Consider the following 24,872-nt stretch of genomic DNA (forward strand, 5'->3'; position numbering starts at 1 on the left):
CGCTCATTTGCGTCGGGGTGGGGTGAACCGAACCTCGGTTCGGCGAGCCTGCACGATTGGTTCCCGCCCGGGCCGTCGACAGAATTGTTCGACAACATCACGGACCGGTGAGAGGCGATCATGAGCGATTCCGCACCTGTCATCCAGGTTTCCCAACTGACCAAGCGCTATCGCGGAAAGGCCGCCGTCGACTCGCTGTCCTTCACCGTGCAGCCCGGCCGGGTGACCGGCTTCCTCGGGCCCAACGGCGCGGGCAAGTCGACGACCATGCAGCTCATGCTGGGGCTGACCCGCCCGGACGAGGGCAGCGCCACCGTCGGCGGACGGCCCTACCGGGAGCTGGTCCAGCCGCTGCGTACCGTCGGCGCACTGCTCGAAGCGCGCTCGGTGCACCCCGGCCGCAGCGCGTACCACCACCTGCTGTGGCTCGCGCAGAGCCAGCGGCTGCCCCGCAGGCGGGTCGACGAGGTACTCGACCTCGTCGGCCTCGGCGACGTCGCGCACCAGCGGGCCGGCGGCTTCTCGCTCGGCATGGGCCAGCGGCTCGACATCGCCGCCGCCATGCTCGGCGACCCCGGCGTACTGCTGCTGGACGAGCCGGTCAACGGCCTCGACCCGGCCGGGGTGCGGTGGATCCGCGACCTGATGAAGCGGTTGGCCGCCGAGGGCCGGACGGTCTTCGTCTCCAGCCACCTCGTCAACGAGATGGCGGTGACCGCCGACCATCTGATCGTGATCGGCCGGGGCAAGTTGATCGCGGACTGCCCGACCGTGGCCTTCGTGGCGGACAACTCCGAGTCGTCGGTGCTGGTCCGGTCGCCGGAGGTGCACCGGCTCGCCCAGCTCGTCGTGGACGAGGGCGCCCAGTGGCAGCGGGAGTCGGCGACGGCGGTACGGATCCGGGGACTGGACTCGGATCGGATCGCCGAACTCGCCCTGCTCGGCCGGATCGTCGTGCAGGAGCTGCGCACCGAGACATCGTCGCTGGAGGACGTCTTCATGCGACTCACCGAGGACCAGGTCGAATACGCCGGCAAGACCAAGGAGGCAACCCCGTGACCACGATGAACCTGGAGCAGGCGCCGGTGCGGACCTGGCTGCCTCCGGACCCGACCGATCCCCGGCCCCGCTTCGTCGACCTGCTGGCGGCGGAGTGGACGAAGATGCGTACGGTCCGCTCGACGTTCTGGGCCCTGCTGGCCATGGTGGTCATCTCGACCGCCCTGGCCTGGGTCGCGACGGCCGTCATGGCGAGCCAGTGGGACACCCTGTCGGCGGAGGACCGGGCGTACCTCGTCGCCGATCCGGTCGGACTGATCTTCCAGCCCGCCGCGTCGTACGCGCAGATCGCGATCTGCGTGCTGGCCGTGATGGCCATCGCCGGCGAGTACTCCACCGGCACCATGCGGACCACCCTGGCCGCGGTACCCCGGCGGTGGCCGGTGGTGGCGGCCAAGGCCGGTGTCTTCGCCGTCGTCGCGTTCGTCGCCACCGAGATCGTCGCGATCGGGGTCTACCTGCTCGGCCGCGCGTACCTCAGCCCGCACGTGGAGGTCGGCACCGACCTGCGACCGATCCTCGGATTCGGCCTCTATCTGATCACTATCGGGTTGTTCGCCCTCGCGCTGGCGACCGTGTTGCGGCACGTGGCGGGGTCGATCACCGCGGTACTGGCCCTTATCATCGTCGTGCCCAACGTCGGGTCGTTCCTGCCCGGCAAGTGGGGCGAGTACGCGAGCACCTACCTGCCGGGTGGCGACGGTGGACAGATGATCATGTCGTCCGGGCAGAACCCCGGCGCGGTGGTGACGCCGTGGCAGGGCTACGGGGTACTGCTGGCCTGGGCGGTCGCGGCACTCGTGCTCGCCGCGGTCACGCTGGCCCGCCGGAGCGCACCACCGTCCCGGTCGGCGATCTGACCGGTGTCCGATCGAGCAGCGAGGGGATTCGTGTTGAAGAAGCAGACGCCGTGGTGGAGGGCCCAGTTCACCCGCGACACCTGGAGCCGCGCGCTGTACGTCGTACTGTCCGCGGTGCTCGGCGTCCTCTACTTCACCTTCGTACTGCTGGGGCTGGCGCTGGCGCTCTACGCGTTGCTCGTCGTCGTCGGCGCGTTCGTGCTGGCCGGCACGTTCGCGCTGGCGCGGGCGATCGCCCGGTGGGAGCGGGCCAGGGCCGGCGCCATGCTCGGGCTGACCATCGTCGCCCCCACCTACCGGCAGCCGCAGCGCCCCGGACTGCTGCGCCGCTTCGGCGCCCGGCTGCGCGACCCGCAGACCTGGAAGGACATCTCGTACGCGCTGCTCAGCCTGCCGATCGGGGCGGTGTGCTTCATGCTGGTGGCGGCGCTCGGCCAGATGATCTTCCGAGCGGTCACGTACCCGTTCATCGCGCTCGCCGAGAACACCTATGCGACCGACTGGGGCGGCCCGACGTACGTCGGCGCGGTCGCCCTGCACAGCGGGCAGGGGCTGTTCGCGCTCTTCCTCCTGCCGCTGATCGTGCGCGGGCTCACCAGGCTCCAGACGGCCACCGTCGGCTGGCTGCTCGCCGCCGGCCCGACGGGGCAACTCGACCGTCCCCACGCCACCGGGCACGATGGAGCGGATGGCAACCTCGGCGCATCTTCGGTCAGTCGGCCGGTGGCTCGGTAACGTGCTGCGCAGCCCGCTACGCCCCCAGGCGTGGCGGGACCTGGCCACCGTGGCGGTCGGGCTGCCACTGTCACTGGTCGGCTTCGTGTACGTGACGGTGTTCTTCGCGATCGGGGCGGCCCTGCTGGTCACCCCGATCGGACTCTGGGTCGTCGCGGTCGCGCTGGCCGGCGCCCGCCGGCTCGGCCGGGTACATCTCCCGCTGGTCGGCACGCCGACCGGAGAACCGGTGCCGGTGCCACGGCTGTCGCTGCCGCCGGGACCGGTCGGGCCGCTGGTCTGGCGGCGGGCGATCCTCACCGACACGATCAGTTGGCGCAGCGCCGCGTACCTGGTGGTCAAACTCCCCTTCGCGGTCCTCTGCGGCGCGATCGCGCTGCTGTTCTGGATCTACGGGCTGCTGCTGGTCGCCTATCCGCTGCTGCGTCCGTTCAACGGCTTCGACCTGACCGCCGGGGACGGCACCGTGCGTCGGGGCCTCCGGGTCGGCGGCGAGGTACTCGACACCTGGCCGACCATCCTCGCCGTCTCGCTGGTCGGCCTCTTCCTGCTGCTGGTGGCCCCGTACGCGCTGCGCAACGCGATCGCGCTGGACGGGGCGCTGGCCAGGGCGATGCTCGGCGCCACCGCCGAGGAGCGGGTGCGGCAGCTACAGCAGCAGCGCCAGCAGATGGTCAACGACAGCACCGCCATCCTGCGCGGCATCGAACGCGACCTGCACGACGGCACCCAGGCGCACCTGGTCGCGCTGGCCATCCACCTCACGATCATCAAGGAGGCGCTGGCCGCCGGCTCGGCCGAGGGCGTCACCCAGGCCCGCACCGAGGCGGGGACGGCCCAGGTCCGCGCCAAGCAGGCAATCGCGGAACTGCGCGAGCTGGTCCGGGGTTTCCATCCGCCGGTACTCGACGCCGGTCTCGAACCGGCACTGCAGACCCTCGCCTCCGGCTGCGCGGTACCGGTCGAGTGCACCGTCAACCTCCGCGAACGCGCGCCCACCTCGATCGAGTCGATCGCCTACTTCTGCGTCGCCGAACTGCTGACCAACGTGACCAAGCACAGCCGGGCGTACCGGGCCCGGGTCGACGTCTCCGACGACGCCGGGCGGCTGCGGGTCACGGTGACCGACGACGGGGTCGGCGGCGCCACCGTCGGCGGCGGCTCGGGACTCACCGGCCTGCTGCGCCGGGTCGGCGCCGTGGACGGCCGGCTCACAGTGGACAGTCCGGTCGGCGGGCCCACCGTGGCGACGGTCGAGCTACCCGCCCGACTGGCCGACGGGTAGCCTTTCGCAGCGTGCGTATCGTCGTCGCGGAAGACACCCGGATCCTCCGGGACGGCCTGGTGCAGCTCCTACGCATGCGCGGCCAGGAGATCGTGGCGGCGGTCGGTGACGGCGAGGCACTCCGCGAGGCGGTGGCCGAGCACGACCCGGACGTCGCGGTCATCGACGTACGGATGCCGCCCACCTTCACCGACGAGGGCCTGCGCGCCGCGGTGGACCTGCGCCGGAGCAAGCCCAAGCTCGGAGTACTGATCTTCTCGCAGTACGTCGAGACACGCTTCGCCGTCGACATCCTCGCCGGCCGCTCGGACGGCGTGGGCTATCTGCTCAAGGAGCGCGTCGCCGACATCGACGAGTTCGTCGACGCCCTGCACCGGGTGCACAACGGCGGCACCGCACTCGACCCCGAGGTGGTGTCCCAACTGGTCGGTGCGAGCCGCAAGCGACCGGCCCTGGAGGCGCTCAGCCCGCGCGAGCGCGAGGTGCTGTCGTTGATGGCACAGGGGCTCAGCAACGCGACCATCGCGAACACCCTGGTCGTCACCGAGCGGGCGGTGGAGAAGCACGTGTCGAACATCTTCCTGAAGCTCGACCTGCCGCCGTCCGAGGTCGGCCACCGCCGGGTCCTCGCGGTGCTGCGCTACCTCGACTCCTGACCTCTCCGCAGCCGGACGGTCGCACCTGGACTCCTGCACAGGCGTCACCCGAAGCTTCGGATCGTGACGGGACGTCGTCGGCGTCGCGCGCTCTCACGCGGGATTCTCCCGCAGCAGCCGGGAGAGCAGGGCGCCGCGTTTCGTCAACTCCTGCCTCGCCCGCGCGAAAACCTCGGGGTTCCGGTCGAGTTCGGCATTCTGGTACTCGGCCTCGACCGTCGACGCCACCGCCACCAGTCGGGTGCGTCCCTTGCAGGAGATGTCGTCGAGCGCCACGCCGATCTGGACCGCGCTGGGCGTGTCCCCCTCACCGTCCCACCGGGGGTCCCCGGCGGCCCGGAACGGATCCTGGTACGCGTGGCCGTGTTCCCGCATGCAGTCGGACCAGTCCACGAAGGCGGCGCGGACGCGGTCGTCCGACACGGTCCGGCGGAACACCTGCACGCCCAGATCTCCGACCCGCTGCGCGCTCGCGTCGTCGTCGACCGCCCGCACGACGCCGCGCGCCCTACGTCCGCACGCGCCGACCGCCTGCCCTTCCTCGCCGGAGACGCTGTCCAGCGGTTTCGGGTCCGCCGTCCCGCGTGACTCCCTGCTGAGCCGGTACCCGTGGGCCCGGCTGATGCCCGGATCGGTCACCCCGTACCGGCGGGACTTGTACTCCCTGATCGTCCTGGCGATCCAACCGGTACCCGCCGGGAAGCCGGACGTGGAGTCGAAACCGGCCGCGCGCATGCACCTCCGGGTGACGCGGTCGACCAGATTCTCCAGATCCTCGCGTTGTTCCGGAGTCAGTTCGTAGTCGTCGAACGGAAGCTTCGGGTAGGACGAGCCCTGACGCGTATCGACGGGTGCGGTGGCCACGACCTGATTCGGCGGTGCCGATTGGCCGCACCCGCAGGTCAGAAATGCGACAACCACCGTCGCCGCGACAAGCCGAAATCTCATGATCCTCTCCTGGTTCGGTACGCCGAACGCGGTTCGCCCCACCCGTGTCCCGTCGAGGTGTCGGCGAACCGCGTCCGTCAGGTGGGCTGGTTACCCGCTCACCGGCAGTTGTTGACGTTGATGGACGCCTCGTTGTTGCGCAGATAGCCGTTGAGGTTGCCGGCGTGTCCCGGGCTCAGCCAGTTGTTGTCACGCCAGTCGCCGTACGGGCCGGTGAATCCCGGAGAGATCCATGTGGTGACGTTGCAGTTGGCCGTGTGGTTTCCCATCGAGGCGGCGTTGTTCCGGACCGCCTGGCCGGCGCCGGCCGTACCGGTACCGCCGTTGGAGAACGTGTAGCCGCTCAGGTTGGAGTAGCTCGTCCCACCCGGTCGCCAGCTCGCGTTGGTCAGGCCGGGGCTGTAGTAGAGGCAGAGGTACGTTCCGCAGGGCTGCCAGAACGACGACCAGGTGTCGATGTTCGCGGCCTGGGCGGGGGAAGCCAGTCCGACGGCAATCCCGCTGGCCGCGACCGCTCCGGCGGCCAGAACGGCCACCCGGGTACGCAGCGCGCTGATGCTGTTCAATGTCGATCCCTTTCTCGGAGGTGATGTCGCCGGCCGAAACTGCCGGCCTACTGTTTTCGGTGCCGGTCACGGTTCGTGCGGAGGGAATCCGTTCGCGTCTCCTTTCGGAAGGGTCGACCTCGGCGTGTCCGGGCCGTTCCGCCGCGACCAGCCTGTCCGGCCGGCATCACCGGCTCGCCGGACGTCGCAGCGACGCCGCGCCGGTCCGCGCACCGGCGCAGACAATTCCGCTGGTGTCAATATCTGGCACCGTCTTTTCGGCGTCCCGCATCGGCTGCCACCGGCAACTGTTCGCGTCCTGGTTACCGTCGCCGAGTAGCCTGACTCTGCGCTTACGTATCCCTGACGCTGGACATCAGCGTCACGAGCCGGGGGAATCATGGACTTCCGGATTCTCGGGCCCCTCGAGGTCTGGGACGGTGACGAACTGCTGCCTGTCGCCGCGGCCAAGCAGCGGGTGGTGCTGGCGCTCCTGCTGCTGCACGTGGACCGTGTCGTGTCGATCGACCAACTCATCGACGAGCTGTGGAGTGACCGACCTCCGGCGAACCCCCGGGCCACCCTGCACGCCCACGTGCACCGGTTACGGCAGAAACTCCGCCAGGCCCGGACGGCGGGCGGCGCGGTGCTGCACACCAGGCCGGACGGCTATCTGATTCGGGTGTCGCCGCACGCGCTGGACCATCGCCGCTGGCAGCGGCTGGTGGCCGAGGGCCGTACCGCGCTGACCGACGGTGCCGCCACGGTCGCCGTCGCCCGGCTGCGAGCGGCACTGTCGCTGTGGCGCGGGCCGGCCCTCACCGGAATCGACACCACCGGGATCCGGGCGGCGGCGAGCGGACTGGACGAAGGCCGCTGGGAGGTGCTGGAGCAGTGCCTGGCGGCGGAACTCGGACTCGGCCGGCACGCGGGCGTCCTGCCGGAGTTGGAGGCTCTCACGGCCGCGCACCCGTACCGGGAGGGGCTGACCGGCAAGCTCATGCTCGCCCTGAGCCGCAGCGGCCGACGCGCCGACGCCCTGGCCGCCTTCACCCGGGCCCGGGAACGCCTCGTCGGCGAACTCGGCGTCGAGCCCGGGGCCGAACTGCGACGCATCCAGCAGGAGATCCTGCGCGGGGAGCACGACCACCACCCGCCGACCGACCCGACGCTACGCACCGCCGGCACCCCGGGACGGCCCACCTCCGTCGGCCGGGCGTCGACCGGGCCGGCCGCACCGCACGCCGACGCGCGGGGACCAGCCGGACCAGGGATTCTGACCGACGACCCCGACGACCGCCCCGGCCTGGCCACGCCCGCACCCCCACCGACCCAACCTGCGGTGGAGACGACGGTACCGCCGTGCCTGCTGCCCGCCCTGCTACCCCGGCTCGTCGGTCGGGCCACCGAGATCGAGCGGGCCCGGCACTACCTGCTCGACCCCGACTACCGGCCCGGCACGCTCGTCGTCACCGGCCCGGCCGGCGTGGGCAAGACCAGCTTCGTGGTACGAACGGCGCACGCGATCGCGACCGGGTTCCCCGACGGACAGCTCTACGCCGACCTGCGGGGCACCCAGCCGGCCCCGGTCGACCAGGCGGACGTACTCGGTGGATTCCTGCGGGCGCTCGGCGTGCGCGGCCAAGCCGTGCCCGACGGCCTCACCGGGCGGACGCACCTGTACCGGACGCTGCTGGCCCGCCGACGCGTACTCGTCGTACTCGACAACGCCGCCGACGCGCGGCAGGTCGACGACCTACTGCCCAACGGGCCGGGATGCGCGGCGATGGTGACGAGCCGGACGAGCCTGGCCCGGCTGCACGGTGCGCGAATGGCGCTGCGGGTGCTCTCGGTCGAACAGGCGCTGACCCTGCTCGGTGACACCGTCGGCCCGGACCGGATCGCCGAGGAACCCGAAGCCAGCCGGGCGATCGTCGAGCGCTGCGGCCAACTGCCCCTGGCGGTCTGGGTGGCCGGGGCCAGGCTGGCGGCCCGACCGCACTGGACGCTCGCCTCGATGGCCCGGACGCTGACCGACGAGCACCACCGGCTCGACGAGCTGACCGTCGGCGACGTCGCGGTACGGGCCAGCGTGGAGCTGACGTACCGGATTCTGGATTCCGACGCCCGGCGGGCGCTGCGGCTGCTCGGCCTGTTGCAGGCCCGCGACTTCGCGCCCTGGGCGCTGGCGGCATTGCTGGGCACCAGCCTGGTCCGCGCGGAACGGCTGCTGGACGACCTCATCGACGTCCACCTGGTGGAGATCGATTCGACCGGTCCGCCGAGCGCCCGCTACCGGATCCACGACCTCGTCCGGCTCGTCGCCCGGGAGCGGGCGTTGGACGAGGAGCCGCCGCAGGAGTGCGTCGCGGCGCTGCGCCGGCTGCTCGGCGCCAGCCTGGACCTGGCCGAGCGGTGCGACCTCGAGTTGAGCGCGGACTTCCTCGGCGTGGCACCGCACCAGATCGACCACTGGCGGCTCTCGCCCGACGAGGCCGCCGCGCTCACGGTCGAACCGCTGGACTGGTTCGACCGGGAGCACGCGTTCCTGGTCGCCACCGTGTACGACGGTCTCGGCGCCGAGGCGCTGCCCGGAGCCGGGGCCACGGCGGTCGACCTCGCCGGTTGCCTCGCCTCGTCGCTGACCACGTTCTTCCAGATCCGTAGCCACTTCGACGACTGGCGTCGGGTGCAGGACCGCGCCCTGTCCGCCGTTGCGGCCACCGACGACCGCCGGACCGCTCTCAAGCTGCACCGCAGCCTCGGTGAACTGCACACCATCCAGGACCAGTACGTCGAGGCGATGGCCCACTTCCGGGCCGCCCTCGACCACGGCGCACCCCAGCAGCCGGCCTACGAGGCGGCCGTGATCTCCGGTCTCGGCTACCTGCATCGCCTGCTCGGCAACTACGACACCGCCCTGGACCTCTTCGCCCGGGCGGCGCAGCTCGCCGAGCAGACCGGGAACGTCAACGGCCTGGTGTACGCGTTGTCCGGGATCGGCGTCGTGCACCTCGAACGCCGGCACTTCGCCCGCGCGCGGGAAGACTTCACCCGCGCCCTCCGGTTCAGCCGGGAGGCCGGTTACCGCCCGGGCGAGGCGCAGGCCCTGCGTGGCCTCGGCCACGTCGAGCGGGCCGGCGACGAGTACGCCGCCGCCGCGGAGGCGTTCCGGCACGCCATGGAGATCAGCAGCGGGTTCGGCGACCGGCTCGGGTACACCCACGCCGCATGCTGGCTGGCCGAGGTCCGGATCCACCAGGACCGTCCCGTGGAGGCACGTCACCTGCTCGCCCGGTGCCTGTGGACCTACCGCGAGTTCGGCAACGTCTGGGGCGAGGCGTCGACGCTCTGGGTCCTCGCCTGGGCCCAGCTCGCCGCCGGCCGCCCCGGGCCGGCCCGTCGACGGGCCACGCAGTCCGTCGCCGTCTGGCGGCGGATCGGCTCACCGTACTGGCTGGCCCGGGCGCTGGACACCCTGGCGGACGCCCTCGACCGGGACGGCCGGGCCGAGGCCGCGCGGCGGACCCGGGCCGAGGCCGCCGGCCTGCGGCACGGCCGACCCGAGGGCGACGGTTCGTCCGGTTCGAGCTTCGTGCGAGGTGGCGACACAGGGTGACCACCCGTACGCCCGTGCCGCCGGTCGTGGGCGCCGACGGACATGCCGGAGACGTCATGGCGACATTCCGCACAGGCCGGGACGGACGTCACGACGGGCGGCGGGATTCCACCTGGAGCCAGGCCGAGGGTGTGTGAATGAGTCCACGCCGTGGTGGCGGCAGGGGCTATTGACCGGCTACGGCGTCCCGGCGAAAATGCACCGTGAGCTCCTCGTTGATCATAGCCAGCCTGCCGATTGCCCTCGGTGTCGTCATGCTCGGCTTGGGGCTCAGCCTGACGACGGAGGACTTCCGGCGGGTGGGCCGGCATCCGAGGGCGGCCGTGGTCGCCCTGCTGTGTCAGGTCGTGGTGCTGCCGGTGATCTGTTTCGGTCTGGTGCTCGCGTTCCGGCTCCCGCCGGAGCTGGCGGTCGGGATGATGCTGATCGCCGCGTCACCCGGCGGTCCCACCGCCAACCTCTACAGCCACCTGTTCGGCGGGAACGTCGCGCTGAACGTCTCGCTCACCGCGATCAACTCGGCGCTGGTCGTGGTCACCCTGCCGATCGTGGTGAACCTGTCGACCGGATACCTCCTGCCGGACAGTGCCGCCCTCGGGTTGCAGTTCGACAAGGTGGTGCAGGTCTTCGTCATCGTGGTCGTCCCGGTCGCGGTCGGGATGCTCCTTCGCGCGCGGGCGCCCGAGCTGGCGCAGCGGCTCAACCGCCCGGTCCGGGCGCTCTCCGCCGTGGTCCTGGTCGTGGTCATCGGCGCCGTGCTGTACGGGGAGCGGGCCAACCTCGTCGGCTACTTCGTCTCGGTCGGTCTGGCGGTGCTGGCCTTCAACATCGTGAGCCTGCTGGTCGGCTACACCGTGCCGCGCCTCGCCGGCGTCGACCGCCGCGCGGCGATCGCGGCCGGATTCGAGATCGGCATCCACAACACCGCGTTCACCATCACCGTCGCGCTGAGCCCGGCGCTGATGAACAACGCCGAGATGGCCATCCCGGGCGCGGTGTACGGCATCGTGATGTTCTTCACCGCCGCCGGGTTCGGCTGGCTGGTCACCCGTCGTCGGGCCCAGGAGTCCGTTCCCGGTGCGCAGACGCCGGTCGGGCTCGGGTGAACGTACCTGTGCCACCGGCCGACGCCGATCCCGTACGGCTGCGGATCCTCGGCCCGCTGCGGATGTGGCGCGGCGCTGCCGAACTGGACCCGGGCCCCCGGCAACAGGCGTACCTGCTGGCCCTGCTCCTGGCCCGGGTAGGTCAACCGATCACGACGAGCGAGTTGACCGGCCTGATCTGGGGCGACGACGTCCCGACGAGTGCACTCAACGTCATCCAGAAGTACGTCGGCGCACTGCGGCGTCTGCTCGAACCCGCGATCTCCGTTCGGGAAGCCGGCTCGTACCTGCACCGCCGTGGCAACGCGTACCTGTTCAGCGCCGGCCCTGGCATGCTGGACCTGGTCGCCTTCCGGGAACTGCTCGACGCCGCCCGGGGCGCCCTGGCCCGACAGCATCCCGAAACGGCGTTCGAGCACTACGTCGAGGCGCTCGACCTGTGGCAGGGCCCGGCGGCGGAAGGATTCACCCACGGAACGACCGCGATGGCGATCTTCGCCGCTCTCGACGACGAGTTCCACGCCGCCTGCACGGCCGCGGCCGACCTGGCCGTGTCGCTGCGCCGACCGGAGCGGGTACTCCCGGCGTTGCAGCTCGCCACCAAGATGGCACCGTTCCACGAACCCGTACAGACGAGCCTCATCTCCATCCTGGGCGCGGCCGGACGCCAGGCCGAGGCGCTGTCGGCGTTCCGCGTACTCCGGGACCGCCTGGCCGACGAGCTCGGCATCGACCCCGGCCCGGAGTTGCAGGCCGCCTACCTGCGGGTGCTGACGCAGGCCCCGGCGTCCCAACCGGCGGCGGTCACCGCCGGCAAGGCCGGCGGAGGACCCGCGCGGAAGCCGGCCGGCCTGATCGGCAGGGCCGAGGAACTCGCCGTGCTGCGGCAGTCCGTGGAGGCGGCGCTCACCGGCGGCACCGGGCTCGCCGTCGTCGAGGGCGAACCGGGCGTGGGCAAGACCCGCCTGCTGGAGGAGGTCGCCGAGCTGGCGGATCAGGGCGGTGCACGCGTCGTCTGGGCCTCCTGCCTGGAAGGTGACGGAACTCCCTCGATGTGGCCGTGGGAGCAGGCGCTCGGCACCGTCGTCGACAGTCTGCCCGGGTCGGCGCGGGAGAAGTGGCTGGCCAGCGAACTCGGTAGCCTCCTCGAATCGCGGGACGACGACGGCGGGCCGACGGTCTCCGGCGGCCGGGCCCAGTTCCGGCTGTTCGAGCAGGTCGTCACCGTCATCGGTCAGGTCGCGGCCGAACGGCCGGTACTGCTCGTCCTGGACGACCTGCAATGGGCCGATGCCGCCTCGCTCCAGTTGTTCGGCCACCTGGCGGGCCGGCTGCCGGCCGGTACCGCGATCATCGGCGCCCTCCGCGACCGGGCGCCCACCCCGGGCTCCGACCTTTCACGGGTGCTGGCCGCCGCCAGCCGGTTGTCCAGCCACCGCAGGATCCGACTCGGCCCGCTCAGCCTGGCCGAGGTGGCAGAACTCATCCGCCGCGAAGCCGGCCACCAGCCCGGCGCCGACGTCGCCCGCAGCATCCACGCCCGTACCGCCGGCAACCCGTTCTACGTCCGGGAACTGTCCCGGCTGCTCAGCGACCGTGGTGCGCTCGCCGACGACGCGGCGCCGGTGCGGGCCGGGGTGCCGTCGACGGTGCGGGACGTCGTCCGTGGCCGGATGGCCAGCCTCGACGACGCTGCCCGCGACCTGCTGCAGGTCGCCGCGCTTCTCGGCCGCGACGTCGACCTCGGACTGCTCGCCCGGGCCGCCGGCACCGACGCCGCCGACTGCCTCGAACGCCTCGAACCGCTGCGGGCGCTCGGGCTGCTCGAAGCCGGACCCGAGGACCCGTTCTCGATGCGCTTCGCGCACGACCTGGTACGCGAGTCGATCACGGAGACGACCGCGCCACAGCGGGCGATCCGGCTGCACCTGCGTGTCGCGGACGCGCTCGAAACGAGCCGGGCGGACGACGAGTCCGTCACCGAGCGTCTCGCCTACCACCTGTGGGCCGCCGGCCCCCTCGCCGACCCGGTTCGCACCGCGGAGGCGCTCAAGCGGGCCGGTCGTCGCGCGGCGACCAAGCTCGCCTTCGCTGCCGCCGACCGGCATCTGGAGACCGCCGCCCAGGTCGCGCGGAACGCCGGGTTGCCGGAGTTGGAGCTGTCCGCCCTCTCGCTGCTCGCCATCGCCCCGCGCCGGCAGGCCGGGTTCGGCGGCACGACGTTCGATCTGTTGGAGCGTGCCGAACACCTGGCCCGCCAGCTCGGCCGTGACGTCGAGGCCGCCGGTCTCCTCTTCGCCCGCCTGTTCGGGGCCTACACCTTCCTGGAGCCCGACCGCGAACACCTGGTCCGCCGGCTGTACGAGCAGGGAGAGGCGTCCTCCGATCCGATCCTGCGGGTGTACGGCCGGCAGGCATGGGGCCTGCACCAGTGGGACATCGGGAACATCGGCGAGGCATACCGGTACTTCATGGCGAACGACCCCGCCGTGCTGCACGGCGCCGTCTCGGCACACAGCGGGACCTCCGTCCGGCGGGACGTCTCGGGTGAGTGGCCCGGCTGGCGGGCCGTCGTGACCGCACTGCACGGAGACGCCGGGACGGCGGGCACGATGATCGACGAATGGAACGGCCCGGCCGACCCGCTGGGGGTCGCGACCTGGGCCTACTACATCACCATCATCGCCTCCATGGCCGGTGACGCGGACTGGGTGATACGCACGATCGAGCGGTGGATGGCCATGGGCACCGGCCGCACCGCCGTCCAGCAGGAGCACTACGTGCGGCTGAACTGGTACTGGGCCCGGGCCCTCACCGGCGCCGATCCGGCCGGGATCGCGGCGGAGGCCGAACAGTTGCTGGCCACGACGCTTGTCGACCCGCCACGGTGGGGCATCGCGTACCACAACGGGCTGCTCGCCGAGATGTGGCTGGCCGCCGGCAGGCCGGTCGAGGCCGGCGCCGCCCTCGACCGGGCGGACCGGGCACTCGAAGCCCACGGCCAGCGCTACGCCGAAGGACTCGTCCGCCTGCTGCGGGCGCGCCTGCTGCACGCCCGGGGCGAGCCCGTCGACGTCGTCCGGGCCGCCGCCGAAGCGGCCCGCGTCTGGTCCGCCGGTCACGAGAGCCACCTTTTCGCCCGCCGGGCCGAGGAGTTCGTGGCCTCCCTCGGCCGACCTCCCATCAGCCGCCAGCAACGCGGCGGCCACCATCCGTCGGACGGGCGACCGTCACCAGGTACAGCAACAGCCCGGCCGTGGTGAGCACGAACCCGGCCCAGACCGTGGACAGGGTGCCCAAGCCGGCGTGCAGGGCGATCGCGCCGCCGACCGCGCCGAGCGCGTTGGCCAGGTTGAGCGCGGCAAGGTTGAGCGCACCCATCAGCGTCGGGGCGTCCGGCGCGAAACCGGTCAACCGGACCTGGATGGTGGGGATCGCGGCCATCATCGTCGCGCCGACGCCGAACAGGCAGGGCAGCAGCACCGCGAGGTGGTCGCCGGCCGTGCCGATCAGCACCAGCAACGCCAGCACTCCGCCGTAGCCGACCACCAGGCCACGGTGGTCGTACCGGTCGGCGACCCGCCCGCCGAAATGGTTGCCGACCGCCATGCCGAGACCGAAGACGGCCAGCGCCACCGGGATGACCGAGGCATCCCGCCGCGCGGCGTCGGTGACGAACGGGCCGATGAACGTGTAGACGGCGAAGATGCTCGAGATGCCGAGCGCCGCCACGGTCAGCACCAGCCAGATCTCGCGCCGGCGGAGCGCACCGAGTTCGCCCGCGACGGAGCTGCCGTGCAGTTCGTCGGTGCGCGGCAGCCACGCCAGCAGGGCGGCGCCGGCGAGCAGACCCACGGCGGCCACGGTCCAGTACATGGCGCGCCAACCGGCGTGCTGGCCGATGAGGGTGGCGAGCGGCGATCCGAGGACGGTGGCGACGGTGAGCCCGCCCATCACGGTGGCGAACGCCTCGCCGCCCCGCCCCGGACCGAACACGTACGCGGCGACGACGGCACCGGCGCCGAAGAACGCGCCCTGCACACTGCCGGCCAGGAACCGGAACACCACGAGCGACGCGATGTCCGGCGCCAGTGCGGAGAGTGTGTTTCCGGCCAGGAACAGCAGGATCAGACCGAGCAGCAGGGAGCGGCGGTTCACCGTGGCGGCGAGCAGCGTGATCGCCGGGGAGCCGACGATCACGCCGATCGCGTACGCGGTGATCGCGTGCGTGGCGACCGGGATCGACACGTCGAGATCGGATGCGAACAGCTGGATGATGCCGTTGCTGCCGAACTCGCCGGTGCCGATCGCGAACGTGCCCAGCACCAGGGCGAGCAGCGTCAACCTCGGGTTCCGGACCGGTGAGCGCCCTGCGGTGTGCCGTCGCCTCTCGACGGCGGACGGCTGCTCGTACGTGTGCTGATGCATCGTCCCTCTCCTACGCGGTCGCTTCGCCCGGGCCGGTACGGGCGTAGCCGCGCCGCAGCAGCCCGACCGCCGTCGTGTCGTCAGCGGTCCGGTCGTACTCCTCGGGGATCCGCGAGCTCCCGGAGTCCGTCGACAGCCCGAGACGCTCGAACATCAGCGCGCCGCCCGCTCGACCAGCTCGGCCGTCACGTCGGGCTGCGAGATCATCGCGACGTGCGACGCGGCGACCTCACGGACCTGCGACCCGGCCCGCTGCGCCATGAACCGCTGCGCAGCGGCGGGCAGCACCTTGTCGTTGCGGGCCACGAGATACCAGGACGGAATCGTCCGCCACGCCGGTGCGCCGGACGGCTCGCCGAGCGTGCGCGCGTCAGCCGGTCGCTGGCCGGCCCACATCAGTTCCGCCGTCGGCCTCGGCACGTCCCCGGCGAACACGTCGCGGAAGACGTCCTTCTTGACGTAGCCGTCGACGAGACCGGCACCGTAGGGACGGAAGTCCAGCGCCGCCTCGTCCAGCCTGCTCCCCGGGTACTTCGTCTGCAGGCCCAGGAGCGTCTCGCCCTCGTCGGGTACGAACGCGGCGACGTAGACCAGCGCCTTCACGTTCGGGTTGCCGGCCGCCGCGTTCGTGGTGACGATCCCGCCGTAGGAATGCGCCACGAGCACCATCGGCCCGCTGACCGTCGCCAGGATGCTGGCCAGGTAGGCAGCATCGGCGGAAACGCTGCGCAGTGGGTTCGCCGGGGCGATGACCGGGTAGCCGTCGCGGACCAGCCGTGCGGCGACGCCGTTCCAGCCGGAGGCGTCGGCGAAGGCACCGTGCACGAGTACCACGGTGGGCTTCGGCTTCGGGTGGTGCGCCTGGGCCGCAGGCGCCCCGACGAACGCACCGGTGGCGGCTGCGGCCGATCCGGCCAGAATGGTTCTGCGAGTCGTCATGGCAGAGATTTCCTTCCAGCAAGGGGGACGATCGCCGGCCAGCGTAGGTACGGCCACTTGACGGTTACTGACCAACGGATTCAGTAGCCGTCAAGTGCGCGGGCCTAGCTTCCTCACCATGCGATCGACGACGAACGGGGCCGCCGCCAGATGGGGCCTGCGAATCCACGCCCTCTGGTATGTCCTGGCCAACGTGGGCCAGGTCTTCACTTGGTACTACGCTACGCCCGAACAGTTCTTCTGGCCCCTGTGGTCAATCGTCGGGTGGGGCGTCGGACTGGCGTTCCACGCCTGGGCGGTCAACCGGAACCGGCACCGGATCTGAACGCCGCCGTTTCTCCTGGAGTTCGCTCCATGTTCACCTGGCCGGAATGCACTCGGGAGTTCAGACGCAACTCCAGATGCACGACAACATGATCACCAATAATCCGGCGAACTGGCCGAGTCAGATCGTCCCGATCTGGGGACCCATATCCCACGGCAGATCGCGGGAAACTGTGCGGCGTGCGGTGGCCGGGGCGGCTAGGTTGCGGGCGTGAGCAGGATTGTTTCGGTCAACCTGGCGGCGCCCGAGCCCAACCCGGCCAAGGGCGAAGCTGTCACGGGCATCAGGAAGCGGCCGGTCGATCATCTGGTCACCCTGTCCGCACCGCAGCCCGAGCCAACCGGGCCACGCAGCGACCAAGTCGGTGACCAGGTCTTCGACACCGAGCACCACGGCGGCGGCGACCAGGCCGTCTACGCGTACGCGCGGGAGGACTACGACTGGTGGCAGGCGCGGCTGAGTCGCCGGCTGGCCAACGGGCTCTTCGGCGAGAACCTGACGACCGAGGGAGTCGACGTCAACGGCGCGGTCATCGGCGAGCGGTGGCGCGCCGGTCCACGGTTGGTCCTCCAGCCGACCTTCGGCCGCGTCCCCGGCGTCACGTTCCAACGGATGATGGGCGAGCCGCGCTGGATGAAGACCTTCGCCAGGGCGCAACGCCCGGGCGCGTACCTGCGGGTGCTGGAAGAGGGCGAGGTGTGGGCCGGCGATCCGGTGACCGTCGAGGACCGTCCGGCGCACGGGGTGACGATCGCGCAGGCTTTCCGGGCGTACCTGACCGAGCCGGAACTACTGCCCGAGCTGGTCGAGATCGACGGGCTGCCCGACGACCTGCGCGAGACCCTCGCGGAGCGGCTTCTCCGGCGGCGATAGCTCCTGATCGAGTGGCCGGCGCCGCCGATCGGCACGTCCGCGCGCAGCAGGTACCGGATCCGCCGCAACCCGCGCATGACGCGCCCCGGCCTCCCAACCCGCGCGTGACGCGCCTTGGCCTCACAACCCGCGCGTTACGCGGTCTGGCCTCACCGACCCACGCGTTACGCGGCTTGGTCCCGCCGTCCTTCGGAACGCGGTCTGCGGCTGGACGACGGAAGAAATTCGACCGAACCTGTCGAGGACCGGTGCCGGCCGTTCGTCATACGGAGGACGCAGCACTTTCCAGCCACGAGGAGCAACGATGAAGTACGCGATGCTGATCTTCGGCGACGACCGCGAGTGGACCGCGCTCTCCCCCGCCGACGAGCAGGACCTGATGAAGCAGGTCTTCGAGTGGTACGAGCGGTGGCAGCCGACCGGCAAGATCGCCGACGGCGGTGCCGAGCTTCAGCCACGGGACGCGGCGAAGACCGTGCGCGCCGGAGCGGACGGCCAGCCGGTGATCACCGACGGGCCGTACCTGGAGCTCAAGGAGGTCATCGGCGCGGTCGTCATGCTGGAGTGCGACGACATCGACGAGGCCGCCCGGATCGCGGCCACCTGGCCACTCGCCGCCGGGATGAGCGCGCTGGAGGTCCGTCCGGTGCTCAGCCGCGACTGACGGCTGTCCCGCCGATCTCGATAGGGCGGCCGCCGATGGTGGTAACGGGGGGCGGCCGCCCATGGCGCTGACCTGGGGCGCCGGTCTCACAGCCGGCGCCTCAGCTCACCCACCCGACGCGACATGAGTTCCCGTTCGGCCGGGTTCGTCGCCAGTTCCAGCGCCCGCTGCGCCGCACTCAGCGCCTCGGCCGGGCGGTCGAGCGCGGCCAACAGGTCGGCTCGGGCGGCGTGCCACAGGTGGTAACCGGCGAGCCGGTCCCGGAGTGCGTCGACCTCGTCCAGCGCCGGGGCCGGCCCCACCGCGAACCGGGTGGCCACCGCCCGGTTCAGCAGCACCACCGGCGACGGGTCCACCGTGTACAGCCGGTCGTACAGCGCCCGCACCTCGGCCCAGTTGGTGGCCTCGTACGAGGTGGCCAGGGCGTGCAGTGCGGCGATACCGGCCCGGAGCTGGTACGGCCCGGGCCGGCCCTGGCGCACCGCCGCCCGCAGCCGCAGCGCCGCCCGTTCGATCGCCGCCCTGTCCCACAGCCGCCGGTCCTGCTGTTCGAGCAGGACGATGCGGCCCCACGAGTCGAACCGCGCGGCGGCGCGGGCGTGGTGCAACTCCAGCAACGCGGCCAGGCCGGCGGCCTCCGGCTCACGGGGCAGCAGCGTACCGAGTTGGCGGGCCAGTTCGACTCCCTCCCGGGCCAGCTCGTGCCGCTGCGCGGATCGGCCACTGGACAGATATCCCTCGTTGAACACCAGGTAGATCACGGCGAGTACGGCCGGAAGCCGCTCGGCGTACTCGTCCGGCTGCGGCACCTCGAACCGGATGCCGCGCTCCCGCAACTGGCGCTTGGCCCGGGACAGCCGCTGCGCCATCGTCGGCAGCGGCACCAGGAACGCGGCGGCGATCTCGGCCGTGCTCAGGCCACTGGCGGCGTAAAGGGTCAGCGCTACCCGGGCCGGTTCGGCAAGGTCCGGATGGCAACACGCGAAGACCATGGCCAGCCGGTCGTCCACGCCCGGTTCCGGTGGCGGCTCCGCAGCCACCTGTGCCACCTTCTCGCGGCCGACGGCGTCCCGGCGCAGCCGGTCCAGCGCCCTGCGCCAGCCGGTGGTGACCAGCCAACCGGTGGGGCTCTCCGGCACACCCTCGTCGGGCCAGCGCTTGAGCGCCTCGGCCAGCGCGTCCGACAACGCCTCTTCGGCCCGGTCGAAGTCGCCGAGCCGCCGGCTGAGCGCGCCGAGCATGCCGGCGGCGTCCGTCCGCCAGATCCGGTCGACCAGTTCTGTCACGTCGCCCACCGCACCAGGGTGCAACACCCGCCGGACCGAGGCGTTCCAGGCCCGCCGCGCGAGTTCCCGGGGCCAGCCCTCGTCGACGTCTCCGTCGACCGGGCCGACAGCCGGTCGGCTGATGCGGGACCATTGAGCGATGGAGGTATTCCGATGAAACGGGTACTCACACCGACCGTCGCCGTTGCCGTCCTCGTGGCACTCCTGCCGACCACTGCCGCACAGGCCCAGCCCGGAGAGTCTGGGTCCGGCCTGCGTTGGGGGGTGTGCGCGGACAGCCCCGACTCTCGCCTGGAGTGCGCCGACCTGCCCGTACCGCGCGACTACCGGGCCCCGCAGGGCACAACGATCACCGTCGCCGTCTCCCGGCTCAAGGCGGCCGATCCCGGTAAGCGTCGGGGGATCATGCTGCTCAACCCGGGCGGTCCGGGCGGCAGCGGCCTGGACCTGCCGCTGTACCTGGCCGAGACGCTGCCCAGGGAGGTTCTCGACCGCTACGACCTGATCGGGTTCGACCCGCGCGGCGTCGGCCGCAGCACGCCGATCAGTTGCGGCATTCCGGAGACCACACCTCTCGACCTGCCGCTGCCGTACCCGGCTGCGGACGGCACGATCGACCGGAACATCGCCTACGCCCGCGCCACCGCGCAGGGCTGCGCCGCGACCGCCGGTGACCTGCTGCCGCACATCACCACCGCGAACACCGCCCGCGACATGGACCGCATCCGCGCCGCGCTCGGGGAGCCGAAGACCTCCTATCTCGGGTACTCCTACGGCTCCTATCTGGGTGCGGTCTACGCCTCGCTGTTCCCGCAGCGTACCGACCGGATCGTGCTGGACAGCGCGGTCGACCCGGCCCTGGTCTGGTACGGCGTCTGGCGCAGTTGGGGTGAGGCGGTCGCGCTGCGGTTGCCCGACTTCACCAGGTGGGCCGCGGCCCGCGACGACGTCTACCACCTCGGCGTCACGCCGGGCGAGGTCGAACGCACCTACTACCGGATCGCCGAGCGGCTGGACCGCTCGCCGGTCGAACTGCCCGATTTCACCGTCAACGGCAACTTCTTCCGCGAGCAGACCCGCAGCGCGCTCTACGACGACCGGAATTTCGGTGACCTCGCGGAGTTCTGGCAGGCGTTCGCCGACCCGGCCAACCCGCCCACCAGCGCGACGGTGACACCGACCAACCTCGCCGAGCCGGCGGTGGACAACTCCCTCGCCGTGCTGTACGGCATCGTCTGCGGTGACGTGACCTGGCCGCGCGACACCGGCCTGTACGCGCACAACGCCGCCGCCAGCCGCCGTGCCTTCCCGGCGACGGCCGGCATGCCCGGCAACCTCTGGCCGTGCACGTTCTGGGCGCACCGGCCGGTCGAGCCGCCCGTCGCGGTGACCGACCGAGGCCCGCGCAACGTGCTGATCCTGCAGAACCTGCGCGACCCGGCAACCTCCTGGCGCAACGGGTACGGCCTGCGCCGGGCCCTCGGCGACCGGGCCGCGTTCGTCAGCGTCGACGCCGGCGGACACGGCATCTACGGCATCCGGTCCGGGCCGTGCACCGACGCCATCACCACCGAGTTCCTGGTCAGCGGCCGGCTTCCGGCCCGGGACCGGTTCTGTCAGGGCCCGTCACCGGAGGACGTGCCGGCCGCCGGAACCCGCTCCGCCGCCCCCCGCTGGCGCCCCGGTCCCTGGCTGTAACACCCGCGTGCCAGGACGGTGGACGACGACGGCCGAATTGTCTCGTCGGCGAAGTCGGCGGAACGGCCACCGGACCTGGCACCGAGCGCGGCCCGCGCGGTCTGGGCCACCCGGGCGAGTACCGCCCGGACCGCGCCGGCCGCCCGCACCCGGGGTCGGATCGGTGGCCGTGAGACGGTTCGACCAGCGCCAACGCGTCGGGCGGGCCCGCACCGCCCCGGACGGCCCGTGACATGATGGCGCGCATGGCGAAGCAGCGGGACGTCGGCGGGCCCGACCGTGACAGCCGGTTGGGTGGTCCCACGGAGAGTGCGGGCGGCGGGCCGGCCGACGCACGGCTCGCTCTCGCGGAGGATCCCGGGACGCCACAGATGACCCTCTTCGACCTGGCCTCCGACCCGTCGGCCGTGGTCCGCAGGGCGGTCGCGGCCCGCACCGACGCACCCGCGCAGGCCCTACGACCGCTGACCCGGGACCATGACCGTTCTGTCCGGGAGGCCGTAGCGCGGAATCCCTCGACCTCGGTCGGGAATCTGCTGCGGCTCGTCAGGGACGCCGACCGGTGGGTCCGCTGGGCGGTCGCCGCCAACCCTGGCTGTGACGAGTCGGTTCGCCGGGTGATGTCGGAGGCGCCGGACAAGGAGCTTCGTGGTCTCCTCGCGGAGATGCGGGAGTTGGAGCCCGCCCTCGCCGCCAGGCTGGTCGACGACGCCTCCCCCGAGGTACGGGAACGACTCGCCACCCACACCCACGACCCCGACGTGATCACTGCCCTGATGGCCGATCGCACCGCCCGGGTACGCAAGGGGCTCGCCCGCAACCCACGGACCACCGCCGAACAGCGGAGCAGGCTCGCCCAGGACCCGGTGGCCGACGTCCGGGCCGCGCTCGTCCGCGCGGTCGAGCTGTCCGAGGCGGATCTGGAACGCCTGGTCGACGACCGTTCGGTGCAGGTACGCATGGCGATGGCGACGTCCGACGTCGTCCCGCCGCAGGTCCGGCAGTCCCTCCAGGACGATCCCGACGATACGGTGGCCGCCACGGCCAGGGACTTCCGCCCGGCGTCCGGCACCTCTGCGGTACGTGCCCCACGCGTCGGAATCCGGCGCTCCGGCACCGGCCCGGGTCGACCGGGCGGCGCCGCGCGCTGAGGCCGCCGACAACGCACCGGCGCCTGCCGGTGTGGCACATCAACGCACCTCGGGGTGCCATCCTGCTTCGCCGGCAAGGCTGCGCGGCCGGGCTGGTCCGGCGTTTCCTGTCCGGACACCGCCGGGCGTTGACGGGGCGGGCACGTCGACGGGTATCGCGTGCGATGTGTGTGCTGATCCGCTCGTCCGCGCTGGCGACGCCGGACTGCCGGACCTGGTCGGTTCGCGATCCTCCCGGTCGAGGCGGTTCCGGATCGAAGCGCTCTGATCTATGGTGATGATCATGAAGCTGCCGCTCGTCGGGCGCTCCTCGACCGGACACACCGGAAAATCGATCCCCTGAACTCCGGCACGGTCCGCCGACCACAGAGAAGGGTGGCCCACTCATGCACCAGGCACAGAACGAAGGGCTGAGCCGGCGCCGCGTCCTGGGCGGCGCGGTCGGACTGACCGCCGGAGCCGCAGCCGTCGCGGCGGGGGTACCGGCCAGCGCCGCGTCCGCGCACCCCACGGCCGATCTCGTCCGCTGGCGCAACCAGGCGGCCCAGGTCACGATCACCCGCGACGACTGGGGCATTCCACATGTGACCGGCAGGACCGACGCGGACGCGGTGTTCGGGATGATGTACGCCCAGGCCGAGGACGACTTCAACCGGATCGAACGCAACTACCTGGTCAGCCTCGGCCGGCTCGCCGAGGCCGAGGGCGAGAGTGCGATCTGGCAGGACCTGCGCCAACGGCTGTTCGTCGATCCCGAGGTGCTGAAGCGGGAGTACGCGAAGAGTCCGGCCTGGTTGCGCAGGCTGATGCGGGCCTGGGCGGACGGGTTGAACTTCTTCCTCGCCACCCACCCCGAGGTGCGACCGCGAGTGATAACGCGGTTCGAGCCGTGGATGCCGCTGAGCTTCTCCGAGGGCAGCATCGGCGGTGACATCGAGCGGGTACCCCTCACCCAACTCGAAGCCTTCTACACCAGCCGCACGCTGCCGATGACCGACGACGAACGCGGGCTGCTGTTCCGCGAGCCCAGCGGCTCCAACGGGATGGCGATCGCGCCGAGCCACACCCGGGACGGGCACGCACTGCTGCTGATCAACCCGCACACCAGCTTCTTCTTCCGCTCCGAGCAGCACGTGACCAGCGGTGAAGGGCTGAACGTGTACGGCGCGGCCACCTGGGGCCAGTTCTTCGTCTACCAGGGCTTCAACGCCGACACCGGCTGGATGCACACGTCGAGCGGCGTCGACAACGTCGACGAGTTCGCCGAAACGATCGTGACCGGAGCGGACGGCAGACACTCCTACCGGTACGGCAACGCGCTGCGGCGGGTGACGACGAAGACGATCACGCTGTCCTACCGCACCGCCGACGGTGGACGGGCACAGCGCGGCTTCACCACCCTCGCCACGCACCACGGTCCGATCGTGCGCGAGGCGGACGGGAAGTGGATCGCGTTCGCGCTGATGAACCGGCCCGTCGAGGCGTTGCGGCAGAGCTTCCTGCGCACCAAGACGCGGGACTACGCGGACTTCATCGAGGTCGCCGGCCTCAAGGCCAACAGCTCGAACAACACGCTCTTCGCGGACTCGAAAGGCGAGATCGCCTTCCTGATGCCGCAGTTCATGCCGGTCCGGAACGACCGGTTCGACTATCGCAAACCTGTCGACGGAAGCGACCCGGCGACCGACTGGAACGGGCTGCACAGCCTCCGGAGCCTGCCGCAGGCGGTGAACCCGAGGAACGGCTGGACGTTCAACACGAACAACTGGCCCTGGACCGCGGCCGGCGCGGACAGCCCCGACGCCGCCGACTACCCGCGCTACTTCGACCAGGCCGGCGAGAACCCGCGCGGGCCGCAGGCGATCCGGGTACTCAACGCGCGGCGGGACTTCACACCGCAGCGGCTGATCGCCGCCGCCTTCGACACCTACCTCACCGCCTTCGCCCGACTCGTACCCGGGCTGGTCGCGGCATGGGACAAGCTGTCCGCAGGTGACCCGCAGCGGGTACGGCTCGCCGCCCCGATCGGCCTGCTTCGCGACTGGGACCATCGCTGGAGCGCGACCTCGACCGCCACCTCACTGGCGGTGTTCTGGGGTGAGGCGCTCTGGGCACCCCTGACCCAGGCGGCGCGGGATGCGGGCATGTCGATGTGGGACTACCTGGCCGAACGCGCCACCGATGCGCAGCGGCTGACCGCGCTCGACGCGGCCACCGAGCGGCTGACGCAGGATTTCGGCGACTGGCGGGTGCCGTGGGGCGAGATCAACCGCTTCCAGCGCAACGACGGCGCTGTCGTCCAGACGTTCGACGACGCCAAGCCGAGCAGCCCGGTACCGTTCACCTCCGCGCAGTGGGGCTCGCTCGCCTCGTTCGGTGCACGGCGCTACCCGGGTACGAAACGCTACTACGGCACCAGCGGTAACAGCTTCGTGGCGGTGGTGGAGTTCGGGCCGAAGCTGCGCGCCTGGGCGGTGACGGCCGGGGGCGCGAGCGGGCACCCCGACTCGCCGCACTTCGACGACCAGGTCGAACGGTACGCGAGCGGCAACCTTCGGCCCGTCTACTTCTACCCCGAGGACCTCAGGGGCCATGTCGAGCGGCGCTACCACCCGGGGCGGTGAACAGGAGGATCCGGACGACAGCAAACTCCGGGTACGGCAGAGAGGGCCGGCCCCTGCGGACCGACCCTCCC

General features: G+C 71.6%; 20 protein-coding genes. 14 read left to right on the forward strand and 6 right to left on the reverse strand.

Going from position 1 to position 24,872, the window contains the following annotated elements:
• Positions 1 to 120: 120 nt before the first annotated feature.
• From Pen02_RS35930 to Pen02_RS35950, 5 genes are read left to right on the forward strand one after another with little or no spacing between them, the layout of a single operon-like run.
• Positions 121 to 1,059, forward strand: a complete 939-nt coding sequence (locus tag Pen02_RS35930) for an ABC transporter ATP-binding protein (protein ID WP_203870644.1) — start codon at positions 121 to 123, stop codon at positions 1,057 to 1,059.
• Positions 1,056 to 1,919: an ABC transporter permease gene (locus tag Pen02_RS35935; protein ID WP_203870645.1), complete on the forward strand. Its 864-nt coding sequence runs from the start codon at positions 1,056 to 1,058 to the stop codon at positions 1,917 to 1,919. The genes Pen02_RS35930 and Pen02_RS35935 overlap by 4 nt, the downstream gene beginning before the upstream one ends.
• Before the next feature lie 33 nt (positions 1,920 to 1,952).
• Positions 1,953 to 2,654: a sensor domain-containing protein gene (locus tag Pen02_RS35940; RefSeq protein ID WP_203870646.1), complete on the forward strand. Its 702-nt coding sequence runs from the start codon at positions 1,953 to 1,955 to the stop codon at positions 2,652 to 2,654.
• Positions 2,608 to 3,939 (forward strand): sensor histidine kinase, encoded by a 1,332-nt coding sequence (locus tag Pen02_RS35945; RefSeq protein WP_203870647.1) that lies wholly within the window; start codon positions 2,608 to 2,610, stop codon positions 3,937 to 3,939. Before Pen02_RS35940 ends, Pen02_RS35945 begins: the two co-directional genes overlap by 47 nt.
• An 11-nt stretch (positions 3,940 to 3,950) precedes the next feature.
• Complete coding sequence (locus Pen02_RS35950; RefSeq protein WP_203870648.1) at positions 3,951 to 4,595, forward strand: response regulator transcription factor; 645 nt, start codon at positions 3,951 to 3,953, stop codon at positions 4,593 to 4,595.
• A 93-nt stretch (positions 4,596 to 4,688) separates the two neighbouring features.
• Here Pen02_RS35950 and Pen02_RS35955 read toward each other — a convergent pair whose 3' ends face one another.
• Complete coding sequence (locus Pen02_RS35955; RefSeq protein ID WP_203870649.1) at positions 4,689 to 5,459, reverse strand: hypothetical protein; 771 nt, start codon at positions 5,457 to 5,459, stop codon at positions 4,689 to 4,691.
• A gap of 182 nt (positions 5,460 to 5,641) precedes the next feature.
• Positions 5,642 to 6,109: a hypothetical protein gene (locus Pen02_RS35960; protein WP_203870650.1), complete on the reverse strand. Its 468-nt coding sequence runs from the start codon at positions 6,107 to 6,109 to the stop codon at positions 5,642 to 5,644.
• A 379-nt stretch (positions 6,110 to 6,488) separates the two neighbouring features.
• On the opposite strand from Pen02_RS35960, the gene Pen02_RS35965 reads away from it, so the two are divergent.
• From Pen02_RS35965 to Pen02_RS35975, 3 genes are all read left to right on the forward strand, one after another.
• Positions 6,489 to 9,707 (forward strand): AfsR/SARP family transcriptional regulator, encoded by a 3,219-nt coding sequence (locus Pen02_RS35965; RefSeq protein ID WP_203870651.1) that lies wholly within the window; start codon positions 6,489 to 6,491, stop codon positions 9,705 to 9,707.
• Between the two features lie 203 nt (positions 9,708 to 9,910).
• Positions 9,911 to 10,813: a bile acid:sodium symporter family protein gene (locus Pen02_RS35970; protein ID WP_203870652.1), complete on the forward strand. Its 903-nt coding sequence runs from the start codon at positions 9,911 to 9,913 to the stop codon at positions 10,811 to 10,813.
• Positions 10,810 to 14,076 (forward strand): ATP-binding protein, encoded by a 3,267-nt coding sequence (locus Pen02_RS35975; protein WP_239141844.1) that lies wholly within the window; start codon positions 10,810 to 10,812, stop codon positions 14,074 to 14,076. The genes Pen02_RS35970 and Pen02_RS35975 overlap by 4 nt, the downstream gene beginning before the upstream one ends.
• Here Pen02_RS35975 and Pen02_RS35980 read toward each other — a convergent pair.
• Genes Pen02_RS35980 through Pen02_RS35990 form a run of 3 tightly spaced genes read right to left on the reverse strand, consistent with a single transcriptional unit; the run spans position 13,997 to position 16,180 of the window.
• Positions 13,997 to 15,241: an MFS transporter gene (locus tag Pen02_RS35980; RefSeq protein WP_203870653.1), complete on the reverse strand. Its 1,245-nt coding sequence runs from the start codon at positions 15,239 to 15,241 to the stop codon at positions 13,997 to 13,999. The genes Pen02_RS35975 and Pen02_RS35980 overlap by 80 nt on opposite strands.
• A gap of 10 nt (positions 15,242 to 15,251) precedes the next feature.
• Positions 15,252 to 15,395: a hypothetical protein gene (locus Pen02_RS35985; RefSeq protein ID WP_203870654.1), complete on the reverse strand. Its 144-nt coding sequence runs from the start codon at positions 15,393 to 15,395 to the stop codon at positions 15,252 to 15,254.
• On the reverse strand, positions 15,395 to 16,180 hold the full coding sequence (locus Pen02_RS35990; RefSeq protein ID WP_203870655.1) for an alpha/beta fold hydrolase: 786 nt from the start codon (positions 16,178 to 16,180) through the stop codon (positions 15,395 to 15,397). The genes Pen02_RS35985 and Pen02_RS35990 overlap by 1 nt, the downstream gene beginning before the upstream one ends.
• Positions 16,181 to 16,298: 118 nt before the next feature.
• On the opposite strand from Pen02_RS35990, the gene Pen02_RS35995 reads away from it, so the two are divergent.
• The 3 genes from Pen02_RS35995 to Pen02_RS36005 all read left to right on the forward strand — a co-directional run bounded on the left by Pen02_RS35995 (position 16,299) and on the right by Pen02_RS36005 (position 18,042).
• Entirely contained in the window at positions 16,299 to 16,505 is a 207-nt protein-coding gene (locus Pen02_RS35995; protein WP_203870656.1) for a 2TM domain-containing protein, read from the forward strand.
• 210 nt (positions 16,506 to 16,715) lie between these two features.
• Positions 16,716 to 17,378, forward strand: coding sequence for an MOSC domain-containing protein (locus Pen02_RS36000; protein WP_203870657.1), 663 nt, complete (start codon positions 16,716 to 16,718; stop codon positions 17,376 to 17,378).
• Between the two features lie 304 nt (positions 17,379 to 17,682).
• Positions 17,683 to 18,042: a YciI family protein gene (locus Pen02_RS36005; RefSeq protein ID WP_203870658.1), complete on the forward strand. Its 360-nt coding sequence runs from the start codon at positions 17,683 to 17,685 to the stop codon at positions 18,040 to 18,042.
• A gap of 86 nt (positions 18,043 to 18,128) precedes the next feature.
• Here the strand turns inward: Pen02_RS36005 and Pen02_RS36010 are convergent, their stop codons facing one another.
• Positions 18,129 to 19,337 (reverse strand): RNA polymerase sigma factor, encoded by a 1,209-nt coding sequence (locus Pen02_RS36010; RefSeq protein WP_239141846.1) that lies wholly within the window; start codon positions 19,335 to 19,337, stop codon positions 18,129 to 18,131.
• A gap of 144 nt (positions 19,338 to 19,481) precedes the next feature.
• Between Pen02_RS36010 and Pen02_RS36015 the strand changes: the two genes are divergently transcribed.
• From Pen02_RS36015 to Pen02_RS36025, 3 genes are all read left to right on the forward strand, one after another.
• Entirely contained in the window at positions 19,482 to 21,026 is a 1,545-nt protein-coding gene (locus Pen02_RS36015) for an alpha/beta fold hydrolase (RefSeq protein WP_203870660.1), read from the forward strand.
• 245 nt (positions 21,027 to 21,271) lie between these two features.
• Positions 21,272 to 22,177, forward strand: a complete 906-nt coding sequence (locus Pen02_RS36020) for a hypothetical protein (RefSeq protein ID WP_203870661.1) — start codon at positions 21,272 to 21,274, stop codon at positions 22,175 to 22,177.
• 386 nt (positions 22,178 to 22,563) lie between these two features.
• On the forward strand, positions 22,564 to 24,801 hold the full coding sequence (locus tag Pen02_RS36025; protein ID WP_203870662.1) for a penicillin acylase family protein: 2,238 nt from the start codon (positions 22,564 to 22,566) through the stop codon (positions 24,799 to 24,801).
• The last annotated feature ends 71 nt before the right edge of the window (positions 24,802 to 24,872 follow it).

The organism is Plantactinospora endophytica (genome assembly GCF_016862915.1).
Lineage (GTDB): Bacteria > Actinomycetota > Actinomycetes > Mycobacteriales > Micromonosporaceae > Plantactinospora > Plantactinospora endophytica.